We start from the raw sequence: 24,172 nt of genomic DNA on the forward strand, positions 1-24,172 counted from the left end.
AATTAACTCCTGAATCTTTGGTGCAGCACGGCTCATTCGGCATCGTGCATAAGTTTCTTGATAATGGGGGCAACCAGCAGCATTGCCAGCGAAATTGCCATAGCTACGTATCCTACACTGGTATAGACCTCAGCGTAATTGGCTTTGGCAGCCACGGTATCGGTCAGTTGACCTCCGATGGTCTCGGCGCCGGTACCCGCGGCAATAATGCCAGCAAGATAGTTTGAAAGACCGCTGTACAGGAACCAGGCGCCCATGGTCATGCCGACAGCACGAGCGGGAGCCAGTTTGGTCACCACCGATAGTCCTACCGGAGAAACCATCAATTCGCCCATGGTGTGAATCCAGTAAATAAGGAATATGAAGTACACTGCGGTCATGCCGGCATCGCCGGAGATCTGCATACCACCAACCAGCGCCAGGAAGCCCAGTCCTGCCAGAAACACGCCAAAAGCAAATTTTACCGGCGTTGACGGGTTCAGGTTGCGGCGTGCCAGAATAACCCACAGCCACGCCAGCAATGGCGCAAAGATGATGATGAAGCCGGCGTTCAACGACTGGAACACCGGTGCTGGCACGGTCATGCCAAACATGCTGCGGTCGACCAGGCGGTCAGTGAAAAGGTTGAGTGATGAACCAGCCTGTTCGAACAGTGCCCAGAATGGAATCTGCGCCAGAATGAAATACAGCGCCGCAAACATTTTGCCACGTTCGTTGCCCCGGCATCCCCAGATGGCATAAGCCACCATCAGTACCAGAATGATCAGGCCAAGAAGTCCCACATATCCTTCTTCCACCAGATGTGAGTTCATGACAATTATCATCGAGATGGCAATAATGCCGATGCCGATCAGGTAACACATCCATTCCAGGTTGATTGGGCCCAGAACCTTGTCCTGCAGTCTGGCAGCATTTGGCGGCTCCCCCCGGCCTTCCAGCCAGGGCTGGTAGCGCAGGAATATCAGCAGGCCAGCCAGCATGCCAATGCCTGCCAGTCCAAAGCCATACTTCCAGCCATAAACAATACCGAGATAACCACAGGTGATCGATGACAGGAACGAGCCAAGATTGATGCCCATGTAAAAGATGGTGAAACCGGAGTCGCGACGCGGATCGCCGGGTTCATAGAGGTCGCCAACCATGGTGGAAATATTGGCTTTGAGAAAACCAACTCCGGTTATGATGAGCGCCAGTGACAGGTACAGAATATTGACGTAAAGCGATTCGGTTTCAACGCGGGTCGTGTAATCCGATACGGCAATGGTGGCTGGCAAACCCACTGTGTCCGGCTCCGCGACCTGCATCATTGACCCAGCATCCGAAAAACTGATGCGGGAGACACCCGACTCGGAGACGATGATCTGATTGGCATCCCCGCCACGACCATCCAGGGTCAATTGATACTCATTGCCCTGATAACTCATGATCTGACGTGAACCGCTGCCCTCGAAGGCCATACCGGTGTGCCCCAGTACCAGCAGCAGGGCGCCAAAGGTTACGGCCTTGCGAGAGCCCAGATAACGATCAGCAAGAATGCCGCCGATGATGGTCATCACAAAGACCAGTGCTGTATAGGCGCCATACAGCACAGTCGAGCGTTCATCGGAGAACAGAAAGTGCTGGGTCAGGTAAATGACCAGCAGTGCGCGCATTCCATAATAAGAAAAGCGTTCCCACATTTCGGTGAGAAACAGTATGGCCAGTCCGCGCGGATGGCCCAGCAGGGTCTTGTTATTGGTCACGATAAACGCATCCTGATTGTATGGTCCCTTTCCGAGTATAGGGAAGCCGGATCAATCAGGCCAGTTATGGTTCGTTCATCATTGGTCGGCTGGCATCCTGAGCCCACTCCGTGATGCTTTCAGCGTACAGCCGGGTATTTTCATAACCGCCCAGCTCACTGATAACAAACCAGTTGATGGAGCCAAGGTGGCCAGTATTACAGAATGTTACGGTGGAATCAGCGCTTCGATCCAGTGTGCCGCTCAGCGTGTCTGCCAATTCCGTTGAAACCTGCATGCGGCTGCCGGCGAAAAACTGCGTAAAACTGATGTTATCGGCACCAGGCAGGGTGCCAGCGCGCGCGGCAGTGCTTTGCTCGCCGCGGAAATATGCGGCTGGTCGGGCGTCAACGATTTGCGTACCGCTGTCATTGAGCATTTGCTCAATTTGCACGGTCGTCGCCTGGTACTGGTCGTTCCATTCGGGCTGGAAGCTGGACGCAGTGACAGTGACGGGTTCATTGCTGACCGGAAAACCGGCTTCCTGCCAGGCCGAGAGGCCGCCGTTGAGGATCGCCAGCTGTTCAATGCCCAGAGACTTCAGTGTCCAGTAAACGCGGGTTGCAGCACCCATGTCCACGGGTCCATTGCCGGCGTGCACCAACACGACCGGCGTGTCTGCTGCAATACCCAGCTCTTGAACCAGCGTCGTCAGTTCGGTCATGGGAGGGAGTTGGCCAGCATTGTCTTCCGGCCCGCGAAAGCGCGCGTAAGGAGCATTCACCGCACCCGGTATGTGTGCCGCATCGTAGTCTCCGGTCAGGTGCAGAACGCGCACTGAATCCTGAGTGGAGAGCATATTCAGCAGCGGAGCGGCTTCGAGCAGAGGTGACCACCCCGCAGGGCTGGCTGATGTAGAACCCGCAAAAAGGCTAATCAGCAGAAGCTGGCAAACAAAAATCCCGATTTTTTTCATGTTGCCTCCTGTTGTGTGGGTGGCTTTGGTCTGCAACGCAGCAAAAGATTTCAGTATACGCAGGCCGATTGCACTCGGCCACAGTTTGCGGATAATGTCCCGCCTGCAGGATGGGAGCCTCCCATCTGGCGTATTTATTCAGGTTTGATTGTACCTGCGGTGGTAAACAGGATTGGGGGAGCAGATCCATGAGTGGTTCATATCTACAGCGAGGGCAGCGATGCTGTCTGATCTGTGGCATGCAGCACAGCCACAGTCCTGGCAGTATTGTGGACCGCGATTCTGAACCGCTTTGCAGCAAATGTGACAGTCCGCTATGGAGCTGCTCAGATGGGTCTATCGAGACTGAAGATATTGCCCATCAACGGGAAACCGTGGTTGTGGCGCTGGAAAAATGTCGCGCTGCACTCGATCGTGTCTGGCAACATTCGCATGCTGAATTCCTGCGCCTGATCGTAGGCGGTGGTCGTATCGGCGACGCTGTTCTGGCCGAACTGCATTATCTGCAGAGCCAGGGCACGATTCTGGATTACAGACAGGAGAATCGGGGCGCCGTGCTCATCCGTGTCAGAAACTAGCGCGACACCCGGCGCAGCAGATTCAGGCCCGCGCGAATAGTACCAACAAATGCACGTGCCACGATCAGCAGCGACAGCTTGACTTTGTGACCAGCTGACAGGTGCGAGGATGCCCGCCACTGCCTGAGCTGCTCGCGAAACCAGGGGCTGGAATGCGCCGCAGCCGAAGCACGCCGGGAGACCCGGGTTGCCATCAGGGCGGCCAGAAACAGGAACAGCACTCCCGGAATCACCGGCAGAAGGATGCCGATGATGCCAATCACAACAAAACCCGCAATCAGCACCAGGGCAATGACTTTGGCGTAAAGCGGCAGGGGTCTAAAAGGTGGTACCGGCATGGACACAGTCTTTATCCTCAATTAATCAATCGGTCGATCCTGTAATCGAAAGCTTTTTACCTGTCGCCACCGAGTGGTGGGCAGGCTTGACCCAAGAAGACCTGCAGAGTTCATGCCAACGTTCATCAGCCTGATTTTTTTACAAAAAATCTCTGTGCCTGGTCGCGGGATTGGTCAGGCCGGCCAAATAATAGCCAAATAAAACAACTTCGTTGATATCCCCGCCTGCGACTTAGTTACCCACAAACTCCCTTGCCCGCTGTAAATCAGGCCGGTTATGCATCTGCCCCTCAGCCATGTCCAGTAATTGCTGATAGTAGTCTGTTGCCAGTTGCTTATTGCCGATTACCTCAGCTGCCTTTGCCGCTCCCGCAATTGCCCTGAAGCGATTAGGTTCGCGTCGCAGGGTTGCCTGATACGCAGCCAGCGCCTGCTCCGGATCGTCATGTGCCATCAGCATGTCAGCCAGCATTTCTCTTGTCGGGACAAGCGGGCCAGGGGTCACCGCCGCTTTGTCTGTATTGTCCTCACGATCGGCGGCGGCTGCCATCAAGTGGATGGCGTCTACCGGTTCGTCGCTGGCAAAGTGAAGCCAGGCGCGGGCAGCCTGCAGCTGAATGGCTATCTGCTCCTGCCAGTAGCTGTCCTGACGTGCCTGCGCCCGTTTATGCAGCTCCTCAAGCATGGCAATGTCTTCAGTTGCTTGTTCAGGCTGCCCACTTCGGGCGGCGCCAATGACGCGCGCAAAATGCGTCATGGCCTGAGTATGGGGCGTCTCAGCGGGGACGATGTCCAGCCCGGCAGCCTGTTCCCACTGTTCACGCTCCAGAGCATATCGCGCCGGAATGGCAGCAATGGCAAAGGCGCCTGCCTGTGTGGCTCCGACGGCGGTGATATCCACCTCGGCGCGCAGTTCATTGGCCCTCGCGACCACTACTGCGGCCTCAGTGTCCCGGGCCATCTGCAGATAGGCGTAAGCCAGGTAGTCCAGAGCGTGGAGTTCAGAGCCCGGGTCACCGTCGTTTTGCGCTGCCGCTGCCGAGCGCAGATTGGTATCAACCGAAGCCTGCCATCTGCCGACCCGCGTAAAGGTATGGGAGGGCATGTGCAGGGCGTGTGGTGCGTCCGGTGCCAGCGAGGCGTAGCGCTCTGCCGCGGTCAGTGCCCGTTCCGCCAAAGGCGGGTGGTCATACGCGTGGATGATGTAGTGTGCCAGGCCAGGATGTTCCGGATGCTGTTCAAACAATGGCTCCAGTATGGCCGCAGCCTGCAATTGCTTGCTATAGGACTGATCGTTGGCCGATGCATTTTGATTGACTGACAGTGCATAGAATATCTTTGCCTCCATATCGTCCGGATAGTCAGCGACCAGATTTGCCATGGCTTCTTCGTAAGCCAGGGTGCGGTTGCGCTGGTTGCCGGGATTGTGATCAGAGAACAATGCACTGACGGCGTTCAGATAGGCTTGCTCGCGGGCGCTGCCGGCCTGGCCGGCCTGCTCAAGTGTGCTGCTGCCGCGGGCCAGTTGCTGGGCATTGCGCTGTCCGGCGAAGGGGTTGCCCCAGTGTGCAAGTGCAATACCCCAATAGGCTATATCGCAGTCCGGATCCTTGGCCAATACCTGATTGAAGGTGTTGATCGCGTCGGCGAACCAGAATGAGTGCAGCAGGGCAACGCCACGATTAAACGTTTCTGAACTGGCGTCGACACAGCTTATAGGGAACTCGATATGGTCGCTGCCAACGTCAAGCTGCTCAGTGTCGGTCTGTGCGACGGCCCCGCCGCTGCTGAGCGTTGCTGCGCAGAGCAGTGCCATGAGGCGCTTTGGAGTGGAAACTGCGCGGAGTGAAAAATCTCTGACGTTGACTGGCTTTTCGTTGATCATGGTTGGCCTCTGCAGGGGTGGCAAATTGATCATCACGCCGATTTGTCGGTACTTATGCCCGGCTTTCCTGGCGCGCGGCTCGGTGTGCGGTTCAGTTACTGTTTTGCTACGGAGTCAGACTAAGGCTGGCAGTATAACGCCTGTCTCCCGGCTATTGCGAATGACCTAAAGCCTGGAAAAGCTGCTCAGAACTATTTTTTAATAATAAAATCATTGCGGTGCTGGACTTTTTAAATAAACCACGTGAGAATACGGCGCCGAGGGTTCGAAATTTTGCAAAGTCTGACAACAATAAACCGTAGACTTAGCGGTGGGGTAGACGGTATGAAACTTCTGACAGCAGCTTTGACAGTCGTGTCCTTTCTGACGTTCGCGTCGGAGAGTCTGGCACAAAGCAGCCTGCGCGGCTCTCGTTCCTCCATGGATCTTCAACATTCCCATGCGGTCATGCACGGCTACGGGTTCGCTCATACGTCCCGTGATGTCTCGGATCTGGTCAACCGTGGCCAACTGGTCAAAGTGACGGCCAATCGTGACATGGTCATTCACAATGTTTCCTATGCCTACCTGAAGCCACAGGTCAAAACCCTGCTGGAACGGCTCAGTGCTCAATACCACAACGCCTGCGGTGAAAAGCTTACGGTAACCAGCATGACGCGGCCAATTGCCCGTCAGCCCGCCAATGCCCACAATGACTCAGTCCACCCAACGGGTATGGCCTTCGATCTGCGGGTTCCATCGAATTCCCGTTGCCGAAGCTGGCTGGAAAGCACACTGCTGTCACTGGAAGACTACAACGTGCTGGATGCCACGCGGGAGCGACGCCCGCCGCATTACCATGTCGCAGTTTTTCCAGAACCCTATCAGCAGTATCTTGCCGGCATTATGGGCCAGCAGCGTGAATACACAGTGCGACGCGGTGATACGCTGGTGGCGATAGCCTCAAGAATGGATACCACTGTTGCTCAGCTGCGCGCGGCCAATGCGATCAGCGGCGACCTGATCCATATCGGACAGACCTTGATGATACCTGGTGAGCAGGCCAGCAACGCACCTGTCATGATGCAGGCCAGCGCGCCGGTGGTGCGTGAACTGGAACATCGCGTGCGTGCCGGAGAGACGTTGTGGCGCATCGCCAGTCGCTATCGCACCAGTGTCGAAGCATTGCGCAGTGAAAATGGTCTCGCCGGTGATCTGCTGAAAGTGGGTCAGGTGCTCAAGGTAGTTCTGGACGAGTCTTGAGTTCCGGGCCAGAACGACGGCACTACAAAAATTCGCTCGACCTCTGTCCACATGGCTGAGTCAGGCTGCCTAGCCAGCCTGGCAAACAGCCTGGGTTTACCCGACAGTTCCACTGCCTGAACTGAATCGGCTGCTAGCGCCGGATCGGCTTCAGCCTCCTGCTGCCAGTCGCCCAGCCAATGTGGCTTGTTAAGCGGCACCCAGTGTCGGCATTCTGTATCGCTTATTTCATTTGCGTAACTCCAGCTCCCTGAAAGATGGTCACTCGCGATATCGGCCTCCGGTGGCAACACGAATTTCGCTGGCATGTCTGGGATGGGGACGTTTGACTGTGAATCTCGCCGGCGAGGGTAGAACAGATAACCGGGCATGAAGAGTCGTTTTGCTGCTGGAGCGGCAATGCCCAGCCGGCTCAGCGTGGCGATGGTATCCGGTCGATCACTGAGCGCCAGCTGATGCGACAGCAGGCGGCTGACTTTGATGTCAAGGCGATCTGCCGGGTTCGGACCGTGCCAGCTCAATCCCTCTGCAGTTTGTACGGCCAGATAAAATTTTACGGCAATCTCATGGTGTTCAACGAGTCCTGATGATGGATTCTGTACCACAAAGTCAAGCTCGCCGAATGTGTGACCTTTCTGGCGCACAGCAACATTGCGAGCCAGCAGCCGCCAACCCAGCAGCTCAGATATTAACCCTGCATACAGATCTTCAAAATAGATGCCCAGACGGTAATGTGCACGCGCATGCAGCCAGGCCGGCGCTGATTCCGGCTCGGACTGCCAGCGAAGCAGCTTTGAGGTCAGGTCTGAAGGGTGCCAGGACTGCATGGGCAACACCGCCGGGTGTGTGATCAGTTGCGGCGCATGACACATCCAATACAGATGTCTGAGGACCGGCCAGTTAAATTGGGACGAGGGATTCACGAGTACAAGCCGTCACACAGAGCTGGACGGGTGAACTCGATTAAAGGCAATCAGTTTGAAGTTGTTGTCAAACTCCAGACGGAATGTTCCATGTACACCGTCGTGTGTTACGTGGCGCTGCAAAAGGGCTGAGGGAAAGCGGACAGTGCGGCCGTCGCGTGCGCGACAGACGACCTGCGTCACTTTGCCACGGTAGTGACGCAGGTATTCATCTGGATGTATGTTCAGGTCAATGACCATGTACTGTGAAGGGTTCATGGTCGAACATTATACGCTGATTACTGGTTGGTCGCTGCTTCAGCTTCCGCTCGACGAGCACCAGCGAGAATGCCGGGCAGTGCATAATTGCCTTCATGGCAGGCATACTCATACATTGGGCCCTCGGTTGCGTGGTAACTAAGCTCAGCGGTCCATGGCTGACTGTACAGGTTGGCATCATCAACAGTGAACTGGTAGACGATTTCCGAATCGGAGTACCGCATGAAGCGCTCGGTAATTTTGCCATCCGGCGTTATCGGCACCGAGCTCTCAGCCATCTGTTGCGGATTGATGTTCACAGTTTCCACAACCAGCCAGCCGTCTTCATACCAGCCGCGAGAGTCGCCGAACCACTGGTTCAGCTCTTCAGGCCTTTCATTCGCGCGAGCTTCTTCGGCATTATTGTAGAGCGGGATGATGCGCGCATCGTGGTTCATTTCAACCAGGATGACCACATAATCGTCCGTCTGCACAAACTGATACGTGCTGTTGTACAGCGTTCCCATCATGCCTGGACCGGCGGTGTTGCCAAAACCAATAAAGCAGCGCTCTGCCAGCGGCAGGGCCTCAGGGCCGTCGGCGTTGCCCTGGCCAGTCACATACCGGGCACCAAAACTTCGACGAATCTGCACGGCCGGATTCTCGAGTCTGGGGATCTGGCCGTTCTCAGGGTCGATAATATAGGAAGTACGGAACTCACCTTTTACCAATGCCAGGTTGGAACCTGGATCAATCCAGAAGTCGTTGTAGCCACGCAGACCGAAGTCGAAACTGCCAGCGGGCGGTGCTGTGCCCGGTGTGCTCGCCTCAGGTGCGTCAACTTCATTAGCGGGTAACCCTGCGATTGACGTGTTGGCCACGATCAGGGCTGCCTCCTCTGGCGTGACCACCAGCGAGTCAACTCCGTCCGGACGCTGCAGGTTGGTTAAGGATGCATTGGTCCAAAGGCCTTCCAGGTCGGGAATGTCAGCATCCTGGGCAAATGCCCAGGATGAGGCCAGTACCACAGACAATGACACACCCACTGCTGCAGATAATCGGGTCAGCGGAAAGGTCATTTTCATCACAGATCTCCTGAGTTTTGAATTATGAGTCTGCTCGATACGGTATCGCTGTTACCTATGCTTGTAAAGTGAATGTGTTCATTGACTAGGGGCTGTGAATTACTGAGCCTGCAATTCCATAATCTGTCGTTTGATCCACTGCGCCACGGCGGGGTGGGGAACCAGACCAGTCTCGTCAGCAACATAGTCGAGGCCCTCCAATGCTTCTGCATAGGGGCCGAAGCCGTGGACGCGATACGGGATCACCAGAACGCGGTGGCCGGCTTCATTGCCCATGTGTACATACTCACGGACTTCCTGCTGAGCCGCCTCGCGTTTTTCCGGCCAGTCCTCTCTAAGCGTGGCAACTTTCACGTCACTAAAGCCGCCCTCCCGTGACAGCAGCTCTGCACGATTACTGATGTTTGCCAGCCAGCGTTCATTTTCTGCATCATCGCCAGGACCATGGGCAAGCACCAGCACCTGCTCTTGCGAAGGCTCAGTGCTCAGGCTTCTGGCGCGTTGCAGCAATATCTGATCCATCTCCGGTGCTTCGGACAGGCCCTCCAGGCTGATGGCAAACTGCGCATCGCTGTCCACCTGCCAGAATTCCATGCGCATACCGCCGTGATTGCCGTGGCTTGCCGTTGCAGACGGAGTTGATTCCGGCGAGTGCGCACCATGCATGCCATGACCACTGGTGCCATGTTCCTGAGATGGGGTGTCTCGTAGTGGCGCTCCTTCCTTCATGCCCAGAATCTGTCGGGTCCGCTCCAGCCAGCTTTCGCCGCTGATAAAAAGTCGCACTACACCGATGTCATCTACCCCTCTTGCTTCCAGGCGGTCGATTGCTTCCTGCAACGAGTAGGCATCTGCCATGCCGAAAGCCAGCTCCAGCTTGTATTGACTGGATAGCGGCGCCAGCATCTCGCTCACTCCTTCGTTCCATGATTGCGGGCCGCCGTGGGCCATGACGACGACACCAAAACGGTCGTCTGACTCCTTGGCCATTGCCCACGGTGCAGAAAGACCTGCAGTGGCCAGTAACAAGGACAGCATCATCCCACGGCCTGATTTTTCCATTATTTGTCTGATCTTCATCGAGATATCCTCAAGTGCAAACTTTATGTGTTATTCAGAAATGCCAGTCCAGGGCCAGTCGGGCGTTAATGCCTGGTGCCTGACTGTTGGCGACAGCCTCGTTGTCACTGGCCTGAAGGCCACGAATACGGCTCCATGGGGCGTACTGCTCGTCAAGCACATTGAATACCCCGAAGCGAAGTTCAGCGTTGCTGGACAATTGGTAGTGGCCAAGGAGGTCAACGACCTGATAGGCATCACCGGTGATCTGACCCGGCTCAGCAACGTGATTCTTGTCGGCGGTGAGAGTGGCAATTGCCTCGGCTGACCAGCGGGCGCTGGTCTGATAACGCAGACCAGTGACCCAGGTCATGGGATCGACTGAATTGAGTTCACGCTCGCTTATCTTGTCGCGACCTCGACTAAGTGAAACGGCATTACGCCAGCTCAAAGCGTCGCTGAGCTGCCAGTCAAGGCTCGTCTCAAGACCATATATTCTGGCCCTGCCGATGTTGTCTGACTGGAACAGCATGACGCCATCGGCCGTGCCGACCAGGGAACTCTCGATAAAGTCGTCGTAGTGATTGTCGAACACCGAAACCGTGAATTGGCCTTTTGACACCCTGCCTCGGATGCCAGCCTCAAATCCCTGACTGGTCTCTGCGGACAAATTAGGATTTGGCAGTGTTGCGTAGCCGTGGCCGAGATTTACAAATGCCTGGTTGGCCTCGTCAAAATTCGGCGGCCGAAAACCTTCTGCATATTGCGCGAATACCGAGTACCCGTCATTGATATCAAAAATCACTCCCAGATTGGCTGATACCTTATCCTGGTCAAACGCTCGTACCTGAAACTCGCCTGAGCCATTGGTGATACTGTCGGCGCCAACAAATAGCGTGTCCGGTCGCGGTGTCATCTCATATCGGTCATAGCGCAGCCCTGGAATGACAGTCAGACGGCCAGCTATCAGAGATACTTCATTCTGGGCGAAAAAACCGCTGCGCTTTGTTTCTGTGTCCGGAAAAGTTTTGTTGGGAAACAGTTCAGGTGGCGCCATCGGATAACTGGGTATGGCCTGGCTGGTTTCACCGGTGCTCAGCTGTCGATCTTGACGGTATCGGGGACGTTCGGTGTCGGTTCGTTCGATACTGACGCCGTAGACCAGCGCGTGCGAGATGCCCGGGCTTGACCAGAACTTCTCGGCCAGGAGCATGGCACTGGCTGTGTCCTGATTGAATCCGAAGCTTGTCAGTCGTTCTGCCTGCGAACCCGCAAACGACGCCGGGTTGCGCGGGTTCACGAAGGCATAACTGGTGCGCAGTTGGCGCGTAAACTGCTCCGCATCAGTGCGTTGCCAGTGCAGGTGCGTGCTGACTGAGTCAGCCAGTGCCGATTCCAGTTGCCAGTCGTGGCTCAGGCTGACACGTCGGCGCTCTGTGGTGTCCTCGCCAGTCGATAGTGAAACCGAGCTGCTGAGTTCATTCTCCAGCAGGGTATCAATGGTTTCGTCATTGGCGTCAATAGCCAGCGTCAGTTGATGTCCTGCGGCAGCTTGCCAGTCTGTTTTCCAGAACACATTCTGACTTTCGCCGTCCTGCGGATTCCATTGTCCTTCACCTTTGACCTCCTGTTCCGAGAACTCGCGACGTGTCAGTTGCAGTACGCTGCCCAAGGTTCCGGACTGTCCGGCGATTGTGGCACCAATGCGGCTCTGGCTATTGACGCTGGCACTCGACGCCCTGACCGCGGTGTAGAGCCGGTTTTCGCTGCCCAGATAATCACTGGCATCCCGGGTGCGCAGCACTACCACCCCACCCAGAGCATCTGCCCCGTATAGCACTGAGGCCGGGCCCCGGATGACTTCGACCGCTTTGAGGTCATCGACTTCAAAACTGTCCTTACCATACGATGCCGGGCCAGCGGCGTACATGTCATTACTTCGCACACCATCAATCACAGTCAGAACGCGGTTGCCGCCAATGCCGCGTATCCGGAAACCTTCATCGCCGCCGCGTGCGGCACTATCCATCCCCAGTCCGGGCTGATAGCGCACCACATCGGCCAGATTGTTGGCCACCATATCGCGGATCTGTGCATCGCCAACAACGGTGACTGTACCGGCGATGTCTTCCGGGCGACGTTCCAGATGTGTCGCGGTAACAAGGACTTCGGTTGGTGAATCTGAATTCTGTTGTGCGTGGGCCTGGATGGCGAATGTCGTCGCGGCGACCGGTACACCCATCAATAATAAGTGTTTAAATTTTTTCGTATGCATGGCACATCTCTCCTGGTTAAAAGAGAGTCGTGCTGGCTACCGTGCTGAGGGGAGTGAAGAGGGTGGCTGGCTGGACTCAAACAGACGCAGTTATTTGGTCAAAATCAGTTTTCCGTTGGCTGTGATACGCAGTGTGTACTGATCACCGTTGTGTTCAATCTTCAATGTTTTGCGGCCCTGAAACAGGGATTTTGAGTTGAGGGTTGTCGGCAAGTTGGGGTCTGACGCCGCAGCGTGAGGCTTGACTTGGCTCATTGCGGTCTCTCCTGTAACAGTTGTTGTAGTAATGGAGAGTAATAATAACGGATCAAATCAGGATTTGTAAATAATAATCATTATCATTAGTGTGATTAAATTCCATCTCTGTCCCGGAAACCCAGCAGATAGAGAATACCATCCAGGCCCAGATTGGAGATGGCCTGTTTGGCGGACTGCTTGACCAGTGGTTTTGCGCGGAATGCGACACCCAGTCCAGCGATCGACAGCATGGGCAGGTCATTGGCACCGTCGCCTACCGCAATAGTCTGTTCCAGACTGATTCCCTCTCTCTCGGCCAGCTCTCGCAGCAGGTCGGCTTTGCGCTGACCGTCGACTATCGGCTCCAGTACTTCGCCGGTGACCAGTCCATCCTTGATGGGCAGGGCGTTGGCATAAATGTAGTCAATGCCCAGGCGGCGCTGAAGTTTCTCGGCAAAATACTGGAAACCACCCGACAGGATGGCGGTTTTGTATCCCAGTCGCCTGAGCTGGCTGATCAGCGTTTCCGCGCCTTCATTAAGTTGCAGCCGTCCCGCGATCTGTTCCAGCGTGGTTTCTGGAAGTCCTTTCAACAGGGCCATACGCTCTCTGAAGCTCGCCTGGAAGTCCAGTTCGCCGCGCATGGCTCGCTCGGTGATTTCGGCGACCTGCTCACCTACGCCGGCGGCCTTCGCCAGCTCGTCGATGACCTCTGCGTCAATCAGTGTTGAATCCATATCGAACACGACCAGACGTCGGTTGCGTCGGAAAATGCTGTCCTGCTGGAAGGCGATATCTACATTGAGTTCCTGTGCTATCGCCAGAAACTCTGCGCGCAAGGCATCAGGGTCTTCGGCTTCGCCGCGCACCGAAAACTCTATGCAGCCTTTGCCCTGATCGGCAGGCAGTCCTTCCGGAATACGGCCTGATAATCTGTCTATGTGATCAATGTTTAGACCATGGCGGGCGGTAATGGTGCTGACTCGGGCGATGTGTTCGGCGGTGATGCGACGCGCCAGCAGTGTGACGATGTGCCGGGCCTTACCCTGACCACTGACCCACTGGGTGTAATCGTCTGCGCTGACGGGCGTGAATTTGACTTGCTGGTCCAGCTCGGAGGCCTTGAAGAGCAGGTCCTTCAGTACATCAGCCTTGCCAGTTTCGTCTGCCAGCTCGACAAGTATGCCGAAAGACAGAGTGTCGTGAATCACAGCCTGCCCAATGTCGAGAATGTTAACGTCGGAGCGCGAAAGTATGCCAGTAATGGCCGCAGTCAGACCTGGCCGGTCCGGGCCAGTAATGTTGATCAGGACGATTTCCTTCACGCTGTGGCGCTCCTTTCGATTGGCAACCGCCGCTGTTTCTGCGGTCGGCTCAAACTGAAGGCGCGTATTGTAATCGCGCGTCGTAGCGCAAGTCCATGCTGCACTTGTCGCCTTATTCGTCCTCCGAACGGGCGTCGATCGATTGCAGTTCGCCGTCCGCCGTGATCACTGTCAATATGATGGGCCGGCAACAGACGCTGCAGTCCTCGGTATATTCCTGCTCCTCGACAGAGCAGTCCACCACTACTTCAATGGTCTCCCAGCAATAGGGGCATTGCACGGTCACACTATCAGTCAGCATCGATGGACCTCCGCACGTCAGTTGGCGTGTTGACCCGTTATCCGAGTTTGCGCGACTTGCAGTTTAGCAGCTTGATTCGCAGCAGGCATACCAGTAGAAACATCGCTGCCCAAACGAGGATCGCTGCTACTGTTCGACCGTGTAAGTCAGATCGATGCTCTGGCTCTGCCCGGACGTTGCCTCCAGTCTGACGCGGTCATTTACAGTATATTCGATGGCCAGGCTGCTCTCGGTTTCGAACAGACCAACAGCGTAGCGAACAAATATGCGAGGAGTGATGTACTTGCCAAGCATCAGACTGCTGTCAGAGACATCACCGCGGCTGTCAATGGACAGTGTGTCCAGTCCAAGCTGGTCCTGAATCTGTGTCACGATGCCCTGGGTCTGATTGATACCCAGCGATGTCGCGGCACCCACCAGTGCATTGCCATCCTGCTCGGTGCCAATTTCCGACATGGGGCGACCGGTGATCATCACAGCCAGGATATCGCCATCCGACAGGGAAGGGGTGGAGAACAGGTCGCTGCGAATATTCTGGATGGTGCCGTTCATCTGCACACCCACCCGCATGTTTTCCACCTGGCGTACCGCGCGAATATCGATTGCAGGATTGTCGTAGCTGCCCATGAAGAGCAGCTTGCCCTGCTCGATGGTCAGCACTCTGCCGTAGGTTTCAAAACTACCCTGAACCACTTCCAGCTCACCGTAAGTCAATGGCGTCGCGTTCGGGCGCTGAGTAATGTCCAGTTCACCGCTGACCTGGGCATTCAGTCCGAAACCGGAGATGCGCACGTCATCTCCGAGTGTGATCGTAATTTCACCGGATACCGGCGTATTGCCGAGCAGGCCAGTATCAGCGATCGCCGCGTTGCGTACGGGCTCACCGGATGCAGGCTGGTTTATGATGATGGTGTCGCTGGAGACGTCAACAGCCGACTCTGGCAGGGTATTGATGCGGGCATCTACGCTGGGGATAAACAGCTGTCCGCTCAGCTCGATGCCTTCAATATTGCCCTGCAAACGTATGTCCGGGCTGATGGCGGCCTGAATGTCGGGGAGATCGGCCACGGTGAAGTTGCTGCCTGCGACCTGCAGAGAAAATTCACGTCGCTCATCGAAAGGATTGCTTAACTGGCCACCAAAATTGAGGCTGCCTGCACCAGATTCAGCGTATCCGTTTAATTCTACCAGGCTGTTGTCACGACTGCTCAGCGTCGCGTCGATGGCAGCTACCTGAATGCCTAGAATCGGCACAGCGACACTGGCGTCTGTCAGATTAAGGTCGCCAACCAGCACTGGTGCTTCCATGGACCCCTGCAGATTCATACGTCCTGTGAGCTGACCTGAAACCTCTGAAATCTGCGGGGCCAGCGCAGCTGCCCAGGCAATGTCGTCGAAATCGAGCTGCAGGTTGCCACTGAGCGAGCGATCAGCCGCGAGCCCGACATTGGCTGTGGCGGTACCCTGGATTACCGCCGAGCTTTCGGGGTCTTCCTGGGTGAAGCGCAACAGGCTGTCCAGTTGCCAGTCGCCGTTTTGCAGGCTGGCACTGCCGGTCAGCTCTGGCCAGCGGAACTGGCTGATTTCCGGCTCCGCCAGCGCAGCGGCAGCATCAGCGCCTTCCAGATCCTCAGGAACGGCTTGCCCGATAAAATAGAGACTGCCACCGGTGGCATCGATTTCAGCCTGGATATCAAGCTGATCGATTGATGATATAAGGCCCGCCACCTGTGCTGACACGTTGACACGGCCGGCCAGGGCCAGATCCGGTGGCAGGGAGAATGGCAATCTATAGGGTTCCGCTTCTGACCCATCATGTAGTTCAATGCCGCCAAGTTGCTGCAGGCTTCGTTCTGTGGCCGGCAGATTCAGAGCAGACAGCGGGTAGTTTTCCAGCCGGGCGTTGGCATCCAGCTGTTCTCCGCCCGAGAGCTCGCCGTCGAGACAAAGCCGCGTATCGCGCATGGCCCAGCAGGTTTCTGCCATTGATAGACGCTCAGATCGCGCAACGATACTGGTCGATTGTTGCTGTGCCCAGGTGCCAAACTCTGAGCTTACTTCACTGTTAAGCAGGCGACCCTGCCAGCCGTTGCTGGTGGTGCCGCCATCGGCATTAATGCGGGCACCACCCAGGCTGCTCTGGACGAGTAACAGAAGACTGTGGGCGTCCGGCGCGCCGCGCAGTCGCAGCTGCAGCGATTCCACTGTTTCAACCGACTCGCCCACTGGCACCCGGATATTGCCGGTCTGCATTTCAATCTCGTTCATGCCGCCGCGGTTCTGACCCGTTATTGTCAGTTCCGGAATCAGATATTCACCATAGCGGACATTGCTGGCGCTGGCGTCCAGGTCTATCACAGGTTCGGACACGGTGCCGGACACCTGCGCATCAACCTGAAGCCTGCCATCCAGGTCAGGATAGATTGCCGCAAGAGAAGGCGCGTCGATCGTGGCCGTGGCCCGGATGCTTTGCTCGGGCTCAACACTGGCATCAAGCCTAAGTGAGTTTTCCCCGGTGGCGATCGCCAGGTCCTGCACATGCCACTCATCCCCATCGAAACGCAGCCCTCCGCTGCCATTCAGATCGAAATCGTTCAGGTTGGCACTGAGCTCAGCCATCATGAATTGCAACTGCAGGGATTCGTTTTCAGCCTGGGAGAGCGAGAGACTCCCCTGGCTTGCCAGCTCTCTGAGGCGGATGGATTCCGGAATCGAAGCGATATAGCTGGTGGGTGTCGGATCGGTAATGCTGTAATCCAGCGTCACCTGCACACCCTGTGACCAGTCAACTTCGCCGGCGATCAGCAGTCTGCCATCGTTGGTTGAGCGCAAGGCCAGTTCATCAATGTTGAGCGTGGAGCCACGCAGGTACGCACGGACATTCATGTCAGCTTCCAATGCAACATCTGCTGAAATTTCCGCGTTTATCTGCGCCGCCGCGAACAGGCCCAGATCATCCGGACTTCCCTGGGTGCGCAGTCGCAGAGCCCTGATGTCGTAACTCTCCATGCCAGGAACCTGCATGGGCTCCAGTGTGTGCTCCAGATCTACGCGCGGATCTATTGCTTCTGCCTGTGCATTCAGAAAGCGCGCCAGCTCCAGTGTCACTTCACCTTCACTCAGGACGCTGGCGATACCGCGCAGTGAATGTTCAAGCTGCAGTCGATCCAGGTTGCCGGTCAACGTCAGTTCACCTGACGGCGGCTGCGTGTTTTCCAGCAGCACTTCGTCGTACTGCCACTGAGCCGTGGCCTCTACAGGATAGGGTTGCTCCAGTGTCAGGTTCACCGCGGCTTCAAGGTGCGCAGGCGGGCTGTCGAGCTCAAGTGAGTCGATACTTAGCTGGCGGCCCTGCAGATGCGCGCTGAAAGCCAGCAGGTTGATAGCCACGCTGGTGTCTCCGCTCTGAATACGTATGCCATCAAAACGGGCATTGTAGATATCTATGGCAATCGGCAATGGCAGGAAGGTGTCGAGGATGTCATCCAGCATCAGCGGCGGGGCGGGTTCTGCAGGCGCATCTGACTCGGCAAGCGTCAACTGTAGCCCCGTTAACCTGAGCGACTCCAGATTGAAAGTACCTTCCAGCAGGGTCATCGGGTTCCAGCGGCTGTGCAACTGTGCAGCACGAACGTCCATACTGTCGTCAATCCAGCGCACACCCTGAAGATTAAGACCTCGCAGAAAGGTACCCTGAGAGCGATCATAGGAAAACTGGCGAGACTCTGTATTTAACAGCTTCGTTGCCCTGGTCAATAACCACTCAGTGCCAGACACCGTTCCCAGCATGCCAGTTACCGTCGCCAGAGCCAACACAATGACAAGACTTGTGGCAGCCAGAATTCGCCAGATCCAGCGCATGATCCGGCGTCCAGCTGATCGATCCGGTGTGGGGTACGAATGGGGAGAGTTGCTCTGATTGCTCATTACAGGTCTGGCCCCATGGTGATATGCAAGCGGTAACCGCCTCCACTGTCCAGACCCTTGGCAACATCAACGCGGATCGGACCAATTGGCGACAGCCAGCGGATACCAAGGCCGGCGCTTTCCTGGAGCTGCATGTCATCAAAATCGGAAAACGAGTTACCTGTGTCAAAAAACGCGGCAGCATACCAGTTACCCATCACTGGAATGTCATACTCGATGCTGCCTACCAGCATGTGTTTACCACCGACAACCTCACCGTCATCGTTGGTTGCGCCCAGTTCGCCGAACTGATAGCCGCGGACACTGGTATCGCCACCTGTAAAAAACCGGACTGAGATGGGCAGTTCCAGCAGCTCGTCGGCGAGCGTGGTGGCTGCTTCCGCGCGCAGCAGAACACGCCCTGGCCCAATCTCGCGGATGAACTTGGCGCTGCTGGTCAGCTGCACGAAGGTGATGTCGGAAATCAGGTCTTCATGGGCGCCACGCACCTGGCCGAACAGACGCCAGCCGCGGCTTGGGTAGATTGGATCGTTGCTGCGCGTGCGTGACCAGCTGACACCCGAGATCAGCGAGTTGGTCTGTTCGTTGAACTCCGACCGGTCCATGACATTGGTCAGCTGAGATCGTTCCTGCTCATAGTTGGTGAAGATACTCTGTACCCAGCTGCCAACCAGGGTCTGATAACTCGCACCCGCACGATACGTGTTTGTGATGTAGCTGTCAGTTTCCTCACGCTGAAAACCGCCGGAAAGTCGCAGGCTGTCATTCACTGGATCCTGCAATGGGATGACATATGTCAGACTTGGCTCCTGTCGAGCGGTGGACACGGTCAGGTCACCCGTCAGTCGATGGCCCTGGCGGTTGAAGTATCGGTCCTCGTAGGAAAAGCGCATTCTGGGGCCGGTGTCCGTGTTGACACCAGCGCCAGCCGACCAGGCTTTGCGAGGGCGCATGGCAAGATCGACGCTTACGGGCACCGCATTATTCTGCGCGTTGTCCAGTTCAGGCGATACCGAAACTCTTGAAAAGTACTGGCTGTCATTAAAATTCTGTCGCTGCTGAATGAGCACTTCGCTTGAGTACTCACTATTGGGTTCGAAAATCAGGAAGCGCTCAACGAATCGCTGGGACAGCGCATCGGGTGTGTTTAAAACGATTTCGCCGAACCGATAACGGGCGCCAGGGTTGAAGTCGATATCCACGAAGGCTTGATTCTGGGTCACGTCAACCTGCAGCTCAGCGGTGTCAAAGCGTGCCTGAAAGAAGCCACGCTCTACGGCGTAGCCGCTCAGCATGGCTTTCAGTCGCTCGTAAGCGCTGTGGTTCAGCACATCGCCGCTTCGCAAGGGAAGGCTTTGCAGGACGGGCGTAAACAGATCCCGGTACTGCGGGTCTGTGATCTGCACATCGATCTCTGCCAGTCTGACCGGAGCACCAGGAGTGATATTGACGACAAGCTGCCAGCATCCGGATTCGGTCTCTGATGCAGGTGTAAAACTGATCTGGCGCTGCGACTGGTAATAGCCCAGAGCCTGAGCGGCCCGCAGAACCTCACGCCGGATACCTGGCAGTAAACGGTCCAGGCGGCGCTGACTGGCTTCGCAGCTGATATCGGGGGTGCCAACATGCACACGGATATTATCCGCCAACGCACCCTCAACCCCCAGAACCTGAATCCGCGGTGATTGCTGCTGAGCTGCCTGGGCGGTCCCGGGGTCAGGCTCGGTTTGAGCCAACGAGACAGTTGGTACACATGCCAACGCGCCGAGCATGGCAACTACTGTGTTGGTAACTCTGATTTTAGCCCACATTTCAAGAAAAATACCGTGCCGTTCCTGGCAAACCATTGGCTCATCAGCTTAACGTGAACGCCTGCCGGATGCCAGTGGGACGCTGTTCGCCCTGGCCTGTTTGCTGGGTTATACTGCCGAAAAGGCACTTTATGAGACCTACGTGCCCAAGTGTATGCTGGATTAAAGGAGAAATGCGCAATGACGGCTCGAGACACGATTCCTGATACTCGTCGCGAATTATCCGTGAATGGTCAAACCTACGAATATTTCAGTCTTGCCGCGCTGGAGCAGGCTGGACTGAAAGGCGTTAGCAAACTGCCAGTGACACTGAAGATTCTGTTGGAGAATCTGTTACGGCATAAAGAGAAGGGCTTCGCCACGGATCACGACGTGCGTGAGCTGCTGGAGTGGACAGAAAAACGTAACTCTGACCATGAAATTTCCTTCATGCCGGCGCGCGTCCTGATGCAGGACTTTACGGGTGTGCCGGCGGTTGTTGATCTGGCGGCAATGCGGGATGCGGTTGCCAATGAAGGCGGCGATCCCAGGAAAGTCAATCCACTGAATCCGGTGGATCTGGTCATTGACCATTCTGTCATGGTCGACCGTTTCGCATCGAGCAGCGCCTACGAAGATAACGTGCGCATCGAAATGGAGCGTAACGGGGAGCGCTATGAGTTTCTCCGCTGGGGACAAGAAGCTTTCGACAACTTCCGGGTAGTACCGCCGGGTACAGGTATCTGTCACCAGGTCAATCTGGAGTACCTGGCTCGTTGTGTCTGGTCGTCTGATAGCGAAGGCAAACTGCGCGCCTATCCTGACACGCTGGTCGGCACTGACAGCCATACCACCATGATCAACGGCCTGGCAGTGCTTGGCTGGGGCGTGGGCGGTATCGAGGCTGAAGCGGCCATGCTGGGCCAGCCGATCTCCATGCGAATTCCTGAAGTGGTTGGTGTCAAACTCGAGGGGCGGCTCAAAGAGGGTGTGACGGCAACTGACCTGGTATTGACGGTGGCGGAAATGCTGCGTAAGCATGGTGTGGTTGGCAAATTTGTCGAGTTCTTTGGCCCCGGCCTGGACGATCTGACGCTCGCCGACCGTGCTACAATCGCCAATATGTCGCCAGAGTATGGCGCCACGTGTTGCTTTTTCGCCGTCGATGACGAAACACTTCGCTACATGGAATTGAGTGGCCGCGACACAGACGTCATTGAGCTGACCAGACGCTACAGCGAAGAGCAGGGCCTGTGGCGACAGTCCGAGTCCAGCGCTGTTTATTCCAGTGAAGTGCAACTGGACTTGACGACTGTCGAGCCCAGCCTGGCAGGCCCCGTCCGTCCCCAGGACCGTGTGGCTTTGACTGCCATGGCAGATGCAACGCGTAAACAGTATCCCAACCACAATAAAGCCGTCGCGGCCATGGATCATGGTAAATGGACCCTGCAGGATGGTGACGTCGTTATCGCAGCAATTACTTCCTGCACCAATACCTCCAATCCAGCGGTGATGATGGCAGCGGGATTACTCGCCAGGAACGCTCTGGAGAAAGGTCTGACGGTAAAGCCGTGGGTGAAAACATCGCTGGCGCCGGGTTCAAAAGTGGTCACACATTATCTGGAAAAAGCCGGTTTGCAGCCTGCGCTTGACCAGCTGGGATTCAATCTTGTGGGTTATGGTTGCACGACCTGCATCGGGAACTCCGGTCCGCTGCCACCCGAGATTGATGAGGCGATAGACAAGGGCAAGCTGACGGTCTGCTCAGTACTGTCTGGTAACCGTAACTTCGAGGGCCGCATTCATCCCAAAGTGCGTGCCAACTGGCTGGCCTCTCCGCCCCTGGTGGTCGCATTCGCGCTGGCAGGTACCACGGAGATTGATCTGACCACTGAGGCGCTGGGTGAGGACAAATCCGGAAATCCAGTCTACCTGCGCGACATATGGCCAGATACTGATGCCATCAAAAAGGCCGTCGCCCTGGTGAGTCGTGAAATGTTTACCAAAGATTACGCCGATGTGTTCACCGGTAACGAGGCATGGAATGCCATGCCTATTACCGAGGGCGATACCTACGACTGGAACGACGATTCGACATACATACAGAATCCGCCGTTCTTCAGCCCTGAAATGGCGCCGGTATCGGGAGACATCAAAAGTGCTCGAATCATCGCATTGCTGGGTGACTCGGTCACTACTGACCATATTTCACCAGCGGGCTCAATCGGGCGCTCCACGCCTGCAGGCAAGTATCTGATAGAAAAAGGCGTTGCCCCAGAAGATTTCAATTCCTATGGGTCGCGACGTGGTAACCACGAAGTGATGATGCGTGGCACCTTTGCGAACGTGCGTATCAAGAACGAAATGCTGGACGGGGTCGAGGGTGGTTACACCAGCTTGATGCCAGATGGCGAAGAGATGAGCATCTACGATGCGGCGATGCATTATCAGAAGCAGAAAACACCACTGGTAGTGATTGCGGGCAAGGAATACGGCACAGGTTCCAGCCGCGACTGGGCGGCCAAAGGGACGCGGCTGCTTGGCATTCAGGCTGTAATTGCCGAAAGCTTTGAGCGTATTCATCGCTCCAACCTGGCCGGTATGGGCGTCCTGCCACTTCAGTTTCCCGAAGGAGTGACTCGCAAGTCACTGAAATTGACCGGCAGTGAGACAATCAACCTTGTGGGCCTCGAGAGGATTTCAGCAGGCATGACGGTAACCATGCAGGTATGCCGTGGCGGCGATCATGTGGACAGCGTCGATCTGCTGTGCAGACTGGATACCGCTGATGAGGTCAGTTACTACACCAGTGGCGGTATCATGCCATTTGTCGTGAACAAGTTGATGACATCATGAAAACCCGACAGGAACGAGACAGCCTCGGACCTGTCGAGGTTTCAGAACAGGTGTTGTGGGGGGCACAGACTCAACGATCGCTGCAGAATTTTGCGATTGGAGACCACCGCTTCCCCAGGCAGTTCATCCATGCTTTTGCCAAGGTCAAAAAGGCGGCTGCCAGCAGCAACCAGGCGCTGGGCGGGTTGTCTGAAGACAGGGCCAGGCTGATCGCTGCTGTTTGCGATGAGATTCTGCAGGGGCGACACGATGACCAGTTTCCATTAAGTGTCTGGCAGACTGGCAGTGGCACGCAGACCAATATGAATCTTAATGAAGTCATTGCCAATAGGGGCAATGAACTGGCAGGCCACGCGCGCGGGGCTTACTCGCCGCTGCACCCCAATGATCACGTCAACATGTCACAGTCATCGAATGATGTGTTCCCGACGGTCATGCATGTGGTCGCCGCGCAGCAACTGGAAACGCTGATTGACGCGACGTCCACGCTAAGGGCATCACTGGCCGAACGTGCAGAGGCATTTGCGGATATCCTGAAAAGTGGGCGAACCCATCTGATGGATGCTACACCGATCACGCTGGGCCAGGAATTTTCAGCCTATGTCGCGCAGCTGGACTACTCGCTGGAACAGCTCATTCAGGCACGTTCAGGCGTGCGCCAGCTGGCGATCGGTGGCAGTGCCGTGGGTACCGGACTCAATACACATCCCGATTGGGCGAGCATGGTGGCGAAGAAGGTCAGCGAGCTCACAGGAATAGAGTTTGCTTCTGCCGGCAACAAATTTATGGCCCTGGCGGCCCATGATGCGCTGGTTGATCTGCATGGGCGCGCCAACACGCTCGCCACGGCGCTTTTCAAAATAGCCAGCGATATTCGCCTGATGAACAGTGGGCCACGCTGTGGTCTGGCTGAAATTACCATTCCTGCCAATGAACCCGGCAGCTCGATCATGCCCGGCAAGGTCAACCCGACTCAGGCAGAGGCGCTGACAATGGTCTGCAGCCGCGTGATGGGCAACCATACCACTGTCACGGTGGCGGCAAGCCAGGGGCACTTCCAGTTAAATGTATTCAAACCGGTTATCATTCATGCACTGATGGAGTCACTGCAGCTGTTGACGGATGCTCAGCACAGCTTCCACGCGCACTGTGTCAGCGGAATTCAGGCCAATAAGGAGCAGTTGTCACAATATGTCAACCGTTCTCTTATGCTGGTGACGGCGCTTAGCCCGGTTATAGGTTATGAAAACGCTGCACGTGCTGCCAAACATGCCAACGATCATGGGCTCAGTCTCAGGGAATCAGTGGTGGAGCTTGAGCTGATGAGCGAAGCAGAGTTTGATCGGCAAGTCGATGCGCGGCGCATGCTTGGACCCGAGTAATCGGCCTGCGCCCGCGCTCAAAAGCAATCATCCAG

18 protein-coding genes are annotated in these 24,172 nt (G+C 56.1%); 4 read left to right on the forward strand and 14 right to left on the reverse strand.

Annotated features, from left to right (window positions below; translation table 11 throughout):
* Positions 1-32: 32 nt before the first annotated feature.
* Entirely contained in the window at positions 33-1,742 is a 1,710-nt protein-coding gene (locus LVD14_RS07830; RefSeq protein WP_317622704.1) for a peptide MFS transporter, read from the reverse strand.
* A 64-nt stretch (positions 1,743-1,806) separates the two neighbouring features.
* Positions 1,807-2,697 carry a sulfurtransferase gene (locus LVD14_RS07835; protein WP_237133531.1) on the reverse strand — a complete coding sequence of 297 codons (891 nt, stop codon included), beginning with the start codon at positions 2,695-2,697 and terminating at the stop codon, positions 1,807-1,809.
* Positions 2,698-2,885: 188 nt separating this feature from the next.
* Between LVD14_RS07835 and LVD14_RS07840 the strand changes: the two genes are divergently transcribed.
* Positions 2,886-3,275, forward strand: coding sequence for a hypothetical protein (locus LVD14_RS07840; RefSeq protein ID WP_237133532.1), 390 nt, complete (start codon positions 2,886-2,888; stop codon positions 3,273-3,275).
* On the opposite strand, the gene LVD14_RS07845 is transcribed toward LVD14_RS07840, so the two are convergent.
* Together LVD14_RS07845 and LVD14_RS07850 are read right to left on the reverse strand one after the other, a co-directional pair.
* Positions 3,272-3,613, reverse strand: a complete 342-nt coding sequence (locus LVD14_RS07845; protein ID WP_237133533.1) for a DUF454 family protein — start codon at positions 3,611-3,613, stop codon at positions 3,272-3,274. The two genes, LVD14_RS07840 and LVD14_RS07845, sit on opposite strands and share 4 nt — an antisense overlap.
* A gap of 232 nt (positions 3,614-3,845) precedes the next feature.
* A complete protein-coding gene (locus LVD14_RS07850) occupies positions 3,846-5,429 on the reverse strand; it encodes a tetratricopeptide repeat protein (protein ID WP_237133534.1) in 1,584 nt (527 codons plus the stop codon).
* Between the two features lie 393 nt (positions 5,430-5,822).
* Between LVD14_RS07850 and LVD14_RS15445 the strand changes: the two genes are divergently transcribed.
* Positions 5,823-6,740: a DUF5715 family protein gene (locus tag LVD14_RS15445; protein WP_272907261.1), complete on the forward strand. Its 918-nt coding sequence runs from the start codon at positions 5,823-5,825 to the stop codon at positions 6,738-6,740.
* On the opposite strand, the gene LVD14_RS07865 is transcribed toward LVD14_RS15445, so the two are convergent.
* The 10 genes from LVD14_RS07865 to LVD14_RS07910 all read right to left on the reverse strand — a co-directional run bounded on the left by LVD14_RS07865 (position 6,707) and on the right by LVD14_RS07910 (position 19,920).
* The gene (locus LVD14_RS07865; RefSeq protein ID WP_317622705.1) at positions 6,707-7,663 is read right to left on the reverse strand and encodes a DUF1853 family protein; all 957 of its coding nucleotides are present in this window, start codon (positions 7,661-7,663) and stop codon (positions 6,707-6,709) included. The two genes, LVD14_RS15445 and LVD14_RS07865, sit on opposite strands and share 34 nt — an antisense overlap.
* Before the next feature lie 12 nt (positions 7,664-7,675).
* Complete coding sequence (locus LVD14_RS07870; RefSeq protein WP_237133536.1) at positions 7,676-7,921, reverse strand: DUF2835 domain-containing protein; 246 nt, start codon at positions 7,919-7,921, stop codon at positions 7,676-7,678.
* 20 nt (positions 7,922-7,941) lie between these two features.
* Positions 7,942-8,985, reverse strand: coding sequence for a hypothetical protein (locus LVD14_RS07875; protein WP_237133537.1), 1,044 nt, complete (start codon positions 8,983-8,985; stop codon positions 7,942-7,944).
* A 99-nt stretch (positions 8,986-9,084) separates the two neighbouring features.
* Complete coding sequence (locus LVD14_RS07880; RefSeq protein ID WP_237133538.1) at positions 9,085-10,065, reverse strand: sirohydrochlorin chelatase; 981 nt, start codon at positions 10,063-10,065, stop codon at positions 9,085-9,087.
* A gap of 34 nt (positions 10,066-10,099) precedes the next feature.
* A complete protein-coding gene (locus LVD14_RS07885) occupies positions 10,100-12,319 on the reverse strand; it encodes a TonB-dependent hemoglobin/transferrin/lactoferrin family receptor (RefSeq protein ID WP_237133539.1) in 2,220 nt (739 codons plus the stop codon).
* A 90-nt stretch (positions 12,320-12,409) separates the two neighbouring features.
* Positions 12,410-12,574, reverse strand: a complete 165-nt coding sequence (locus LVD14_RS07890) for a hemin uptake protein HemP (protein ID WP_237133540.1) — start codon at positions 12,572-12,574, stop codon at positions 12,410-12,412.
* Between the two features lie 95 nt (positions 12,575-12,669).
* Positions 12,670-13,881: a phosphoserine phosphatase SerB gene (gene serB, locus LVD14_RS07895; RefSeq protein WP_237133541.1), complete on the reverse strand. Its 1,212-nt coding sequence runs from the start codon at positions 13,879-13,881 to the stop codon at positions 12,670-12,672.
* A gap of 112 nt (positions 13,882-13,993) precedes the next feature.
* A complete protein-coding gene (locus LVD14_RS07900; RefSeq protein ID WP_237133542.1) occupies positions 13,994-14,182 on the reverse strand; it encodes a CPXCG motif-containing cysteine-rich protein in 189 nt (62 codons plus the stop codon).
* Between the two features lie 126 nt (positions 14,183-14,308).
* Entirely contained in the window at positions 14,309-18,043 is a 3,735-nt protein-coding gene (locus tag LVD14_RS07905; protein WP_237133543.1) for a translocation/assembly module TamB domain-containing protein, read from the reverse strand.
* Between the two features lie 65 nt (positions 18,044-18,108).
* Positions 18,109-19,920 carry an autotransporter assembly complex protein TamA gene (locus LVD14_RS07910; RefSeq protein ID WP_237133544.1) on the reverse strand — a complete coding sequence of 604 codons (1,812 nt, stop codon included), beginning with the start codon at positions 19,918-19,920 and terminating at the stop codon, positions 18,109-18,111.
* 180 nt (positions 19,921-20,100) lie between these two features.
* Here LVD14_RS07910 and acnA point away from each other — a divergent pair, with 180 nt between their 5' ends.
* Both acnA and fumC read left to right on the forward strand, forming a co-directional pair.
* The gene (gene acnA, locus LVD14_RS07915; RefSeq protein ID WP_237133545.1) at positions 20,101-22,755 is read left to right on the forward strand and encodes an aconitate hydratase AcnA; all 2,655 of its coding nucleotides are present in this window, start codon (positions 20,101-20,103) and stop codon (positions 22,753-22,755) included.
* Positions 22,752-24,137: a class II fumarate hydratase gene (gene fumC / locus LVD14_RS07920; protein WP_237133546.1), complete on the forward strand. Its 1,386-nt coding sequence runs from the start codon at positions 22,752-22,754 to the stop codon at positions 24,135-24,137. The genes acnA and fumC overlap by 4 nt, the downstream gene beginning before the upstream one ends.
* Positions 24,138-24,172 lie beyond the last annotated feature (35 nt).

It is taken from the genome of Pseudohongiella sp. O18 (assembly GCF_021729085.1).
In the GTDB taxonomy this organism is placed as follows: Bacteria; Pseudomonadota; Gammaproteobacteria; order Pseudomonadales; family Pseudohongiellaceae; genus Pseudohongiella.

Excerpts from the sequence above, each read along its gene's own strand:
- LVD14_RS07835 (WP_237133531.1), bottom strand. The coding sequence starts at position 2,697 with ATGAAAAAAATCGGGATTTTTGTTTGCCAGCTTCTGCTGATTAGCCTT.
- LVD14_RS07840 (WP_237133532.1), top strand. The coding sequence starts at position 2,886 with ATGAGTGGTTCATATCTACAGCGAGGGCAGCGATGCTGTCTGATCTGT.
- LVD14_RS07845 (WP_237133533.1), bottom strand. The coding sequence starts at position 3,613 with ATGCCGGTACCACCTTTTAGACCCCTGCCGCTTTACGCCAAAGTCATT.
- LVD14_RS07850 (WP_237133534.1), bottom strand. The coding sequence starts at position 5,429 with ATGGCACTGCTCTGCGCAGCAACGCTCAGCAGCGGCGGGGCCGTCGCA.
- LVD14_RS15445 (WP_272907261.1), top strand. The coding sequence starts at position 5,823 with ATGAAACTTCTGACAGCAGCTTTGACAGTCGTGTCCTTTCTGACGTTC.
- LVD14_RS07870 (WP_237133536.1), bottom strand. The coding sequence starts at position 7,921 with ATGAACCCTTCACAGTACATGGTCATTGACCTGAACATACATCCAGAT.
- LVD14_RS07875 (WP_237133537.1), bottom strand. The coding sequence starts at position 8,985 with ATGAAAATGACCTTTCCGCTGACCCGATTATCTGCAGCAGTGGGTGTG.
- LVD14_RS07880 (WP_237133538.1), bottom strand. The coding sequence starts at position 10,065 with ATGAAGATCAGACAAATAATGGAAAAATCAGGCCGTGGGATGATGCTG.
- LVD14_RS07885 (WP_237133539.1), bottom strand. The coding sequence starts at position 12,319 with ATGCATACGAAAAAATTTAAACACTTATTATTGATGGGTGTACCGGTC.
- LVD14_RS07890 (WP_237133540.1), bottom strand. The coding sequence starts at position 12,574 with ATGAGCCAAGTCAAGCCTCACGCTGCGGCGTCAGACCCCAACTTGCCG.
- LVD14_RS07900 (WP_237133542.1), bottom strand. The coding sequence starts at position 14,182 with ATGCTGACTGATAGTGTGACCGTGCAATGCCCCTATTGCTGGGAGACC.
- LVD14_RS07905 (WP_237133543.1), bottom strand. The coding sequence starts at position 18,043 with ATGCGCTGGATCTGGCGAATTCTGGCTGCCACAAGTCTTGTCATTGTG.
- LVD14_RS07910 (WP_237133544.1), bottom strand. The coding sequence starts at position 19,920 with ATGTGGGCTAAAATCAGAGTTACCAACACAGTAGTTGCCATGCTCGGC.
- acnA (WP_237133545.1), top strand. The coding sequence starts at position 20,101 with ATGACGGCTCGAGACACGATTCCTGATACTCGTCGCGAATTATCCGTG.
- fumC (WP_237133546.1), top strand. The coding sequence starts at position 22,752 with ATGAAAACCCGACAGGAACGAGACAGCCTCGGACCTGTCGAGGTTTCA.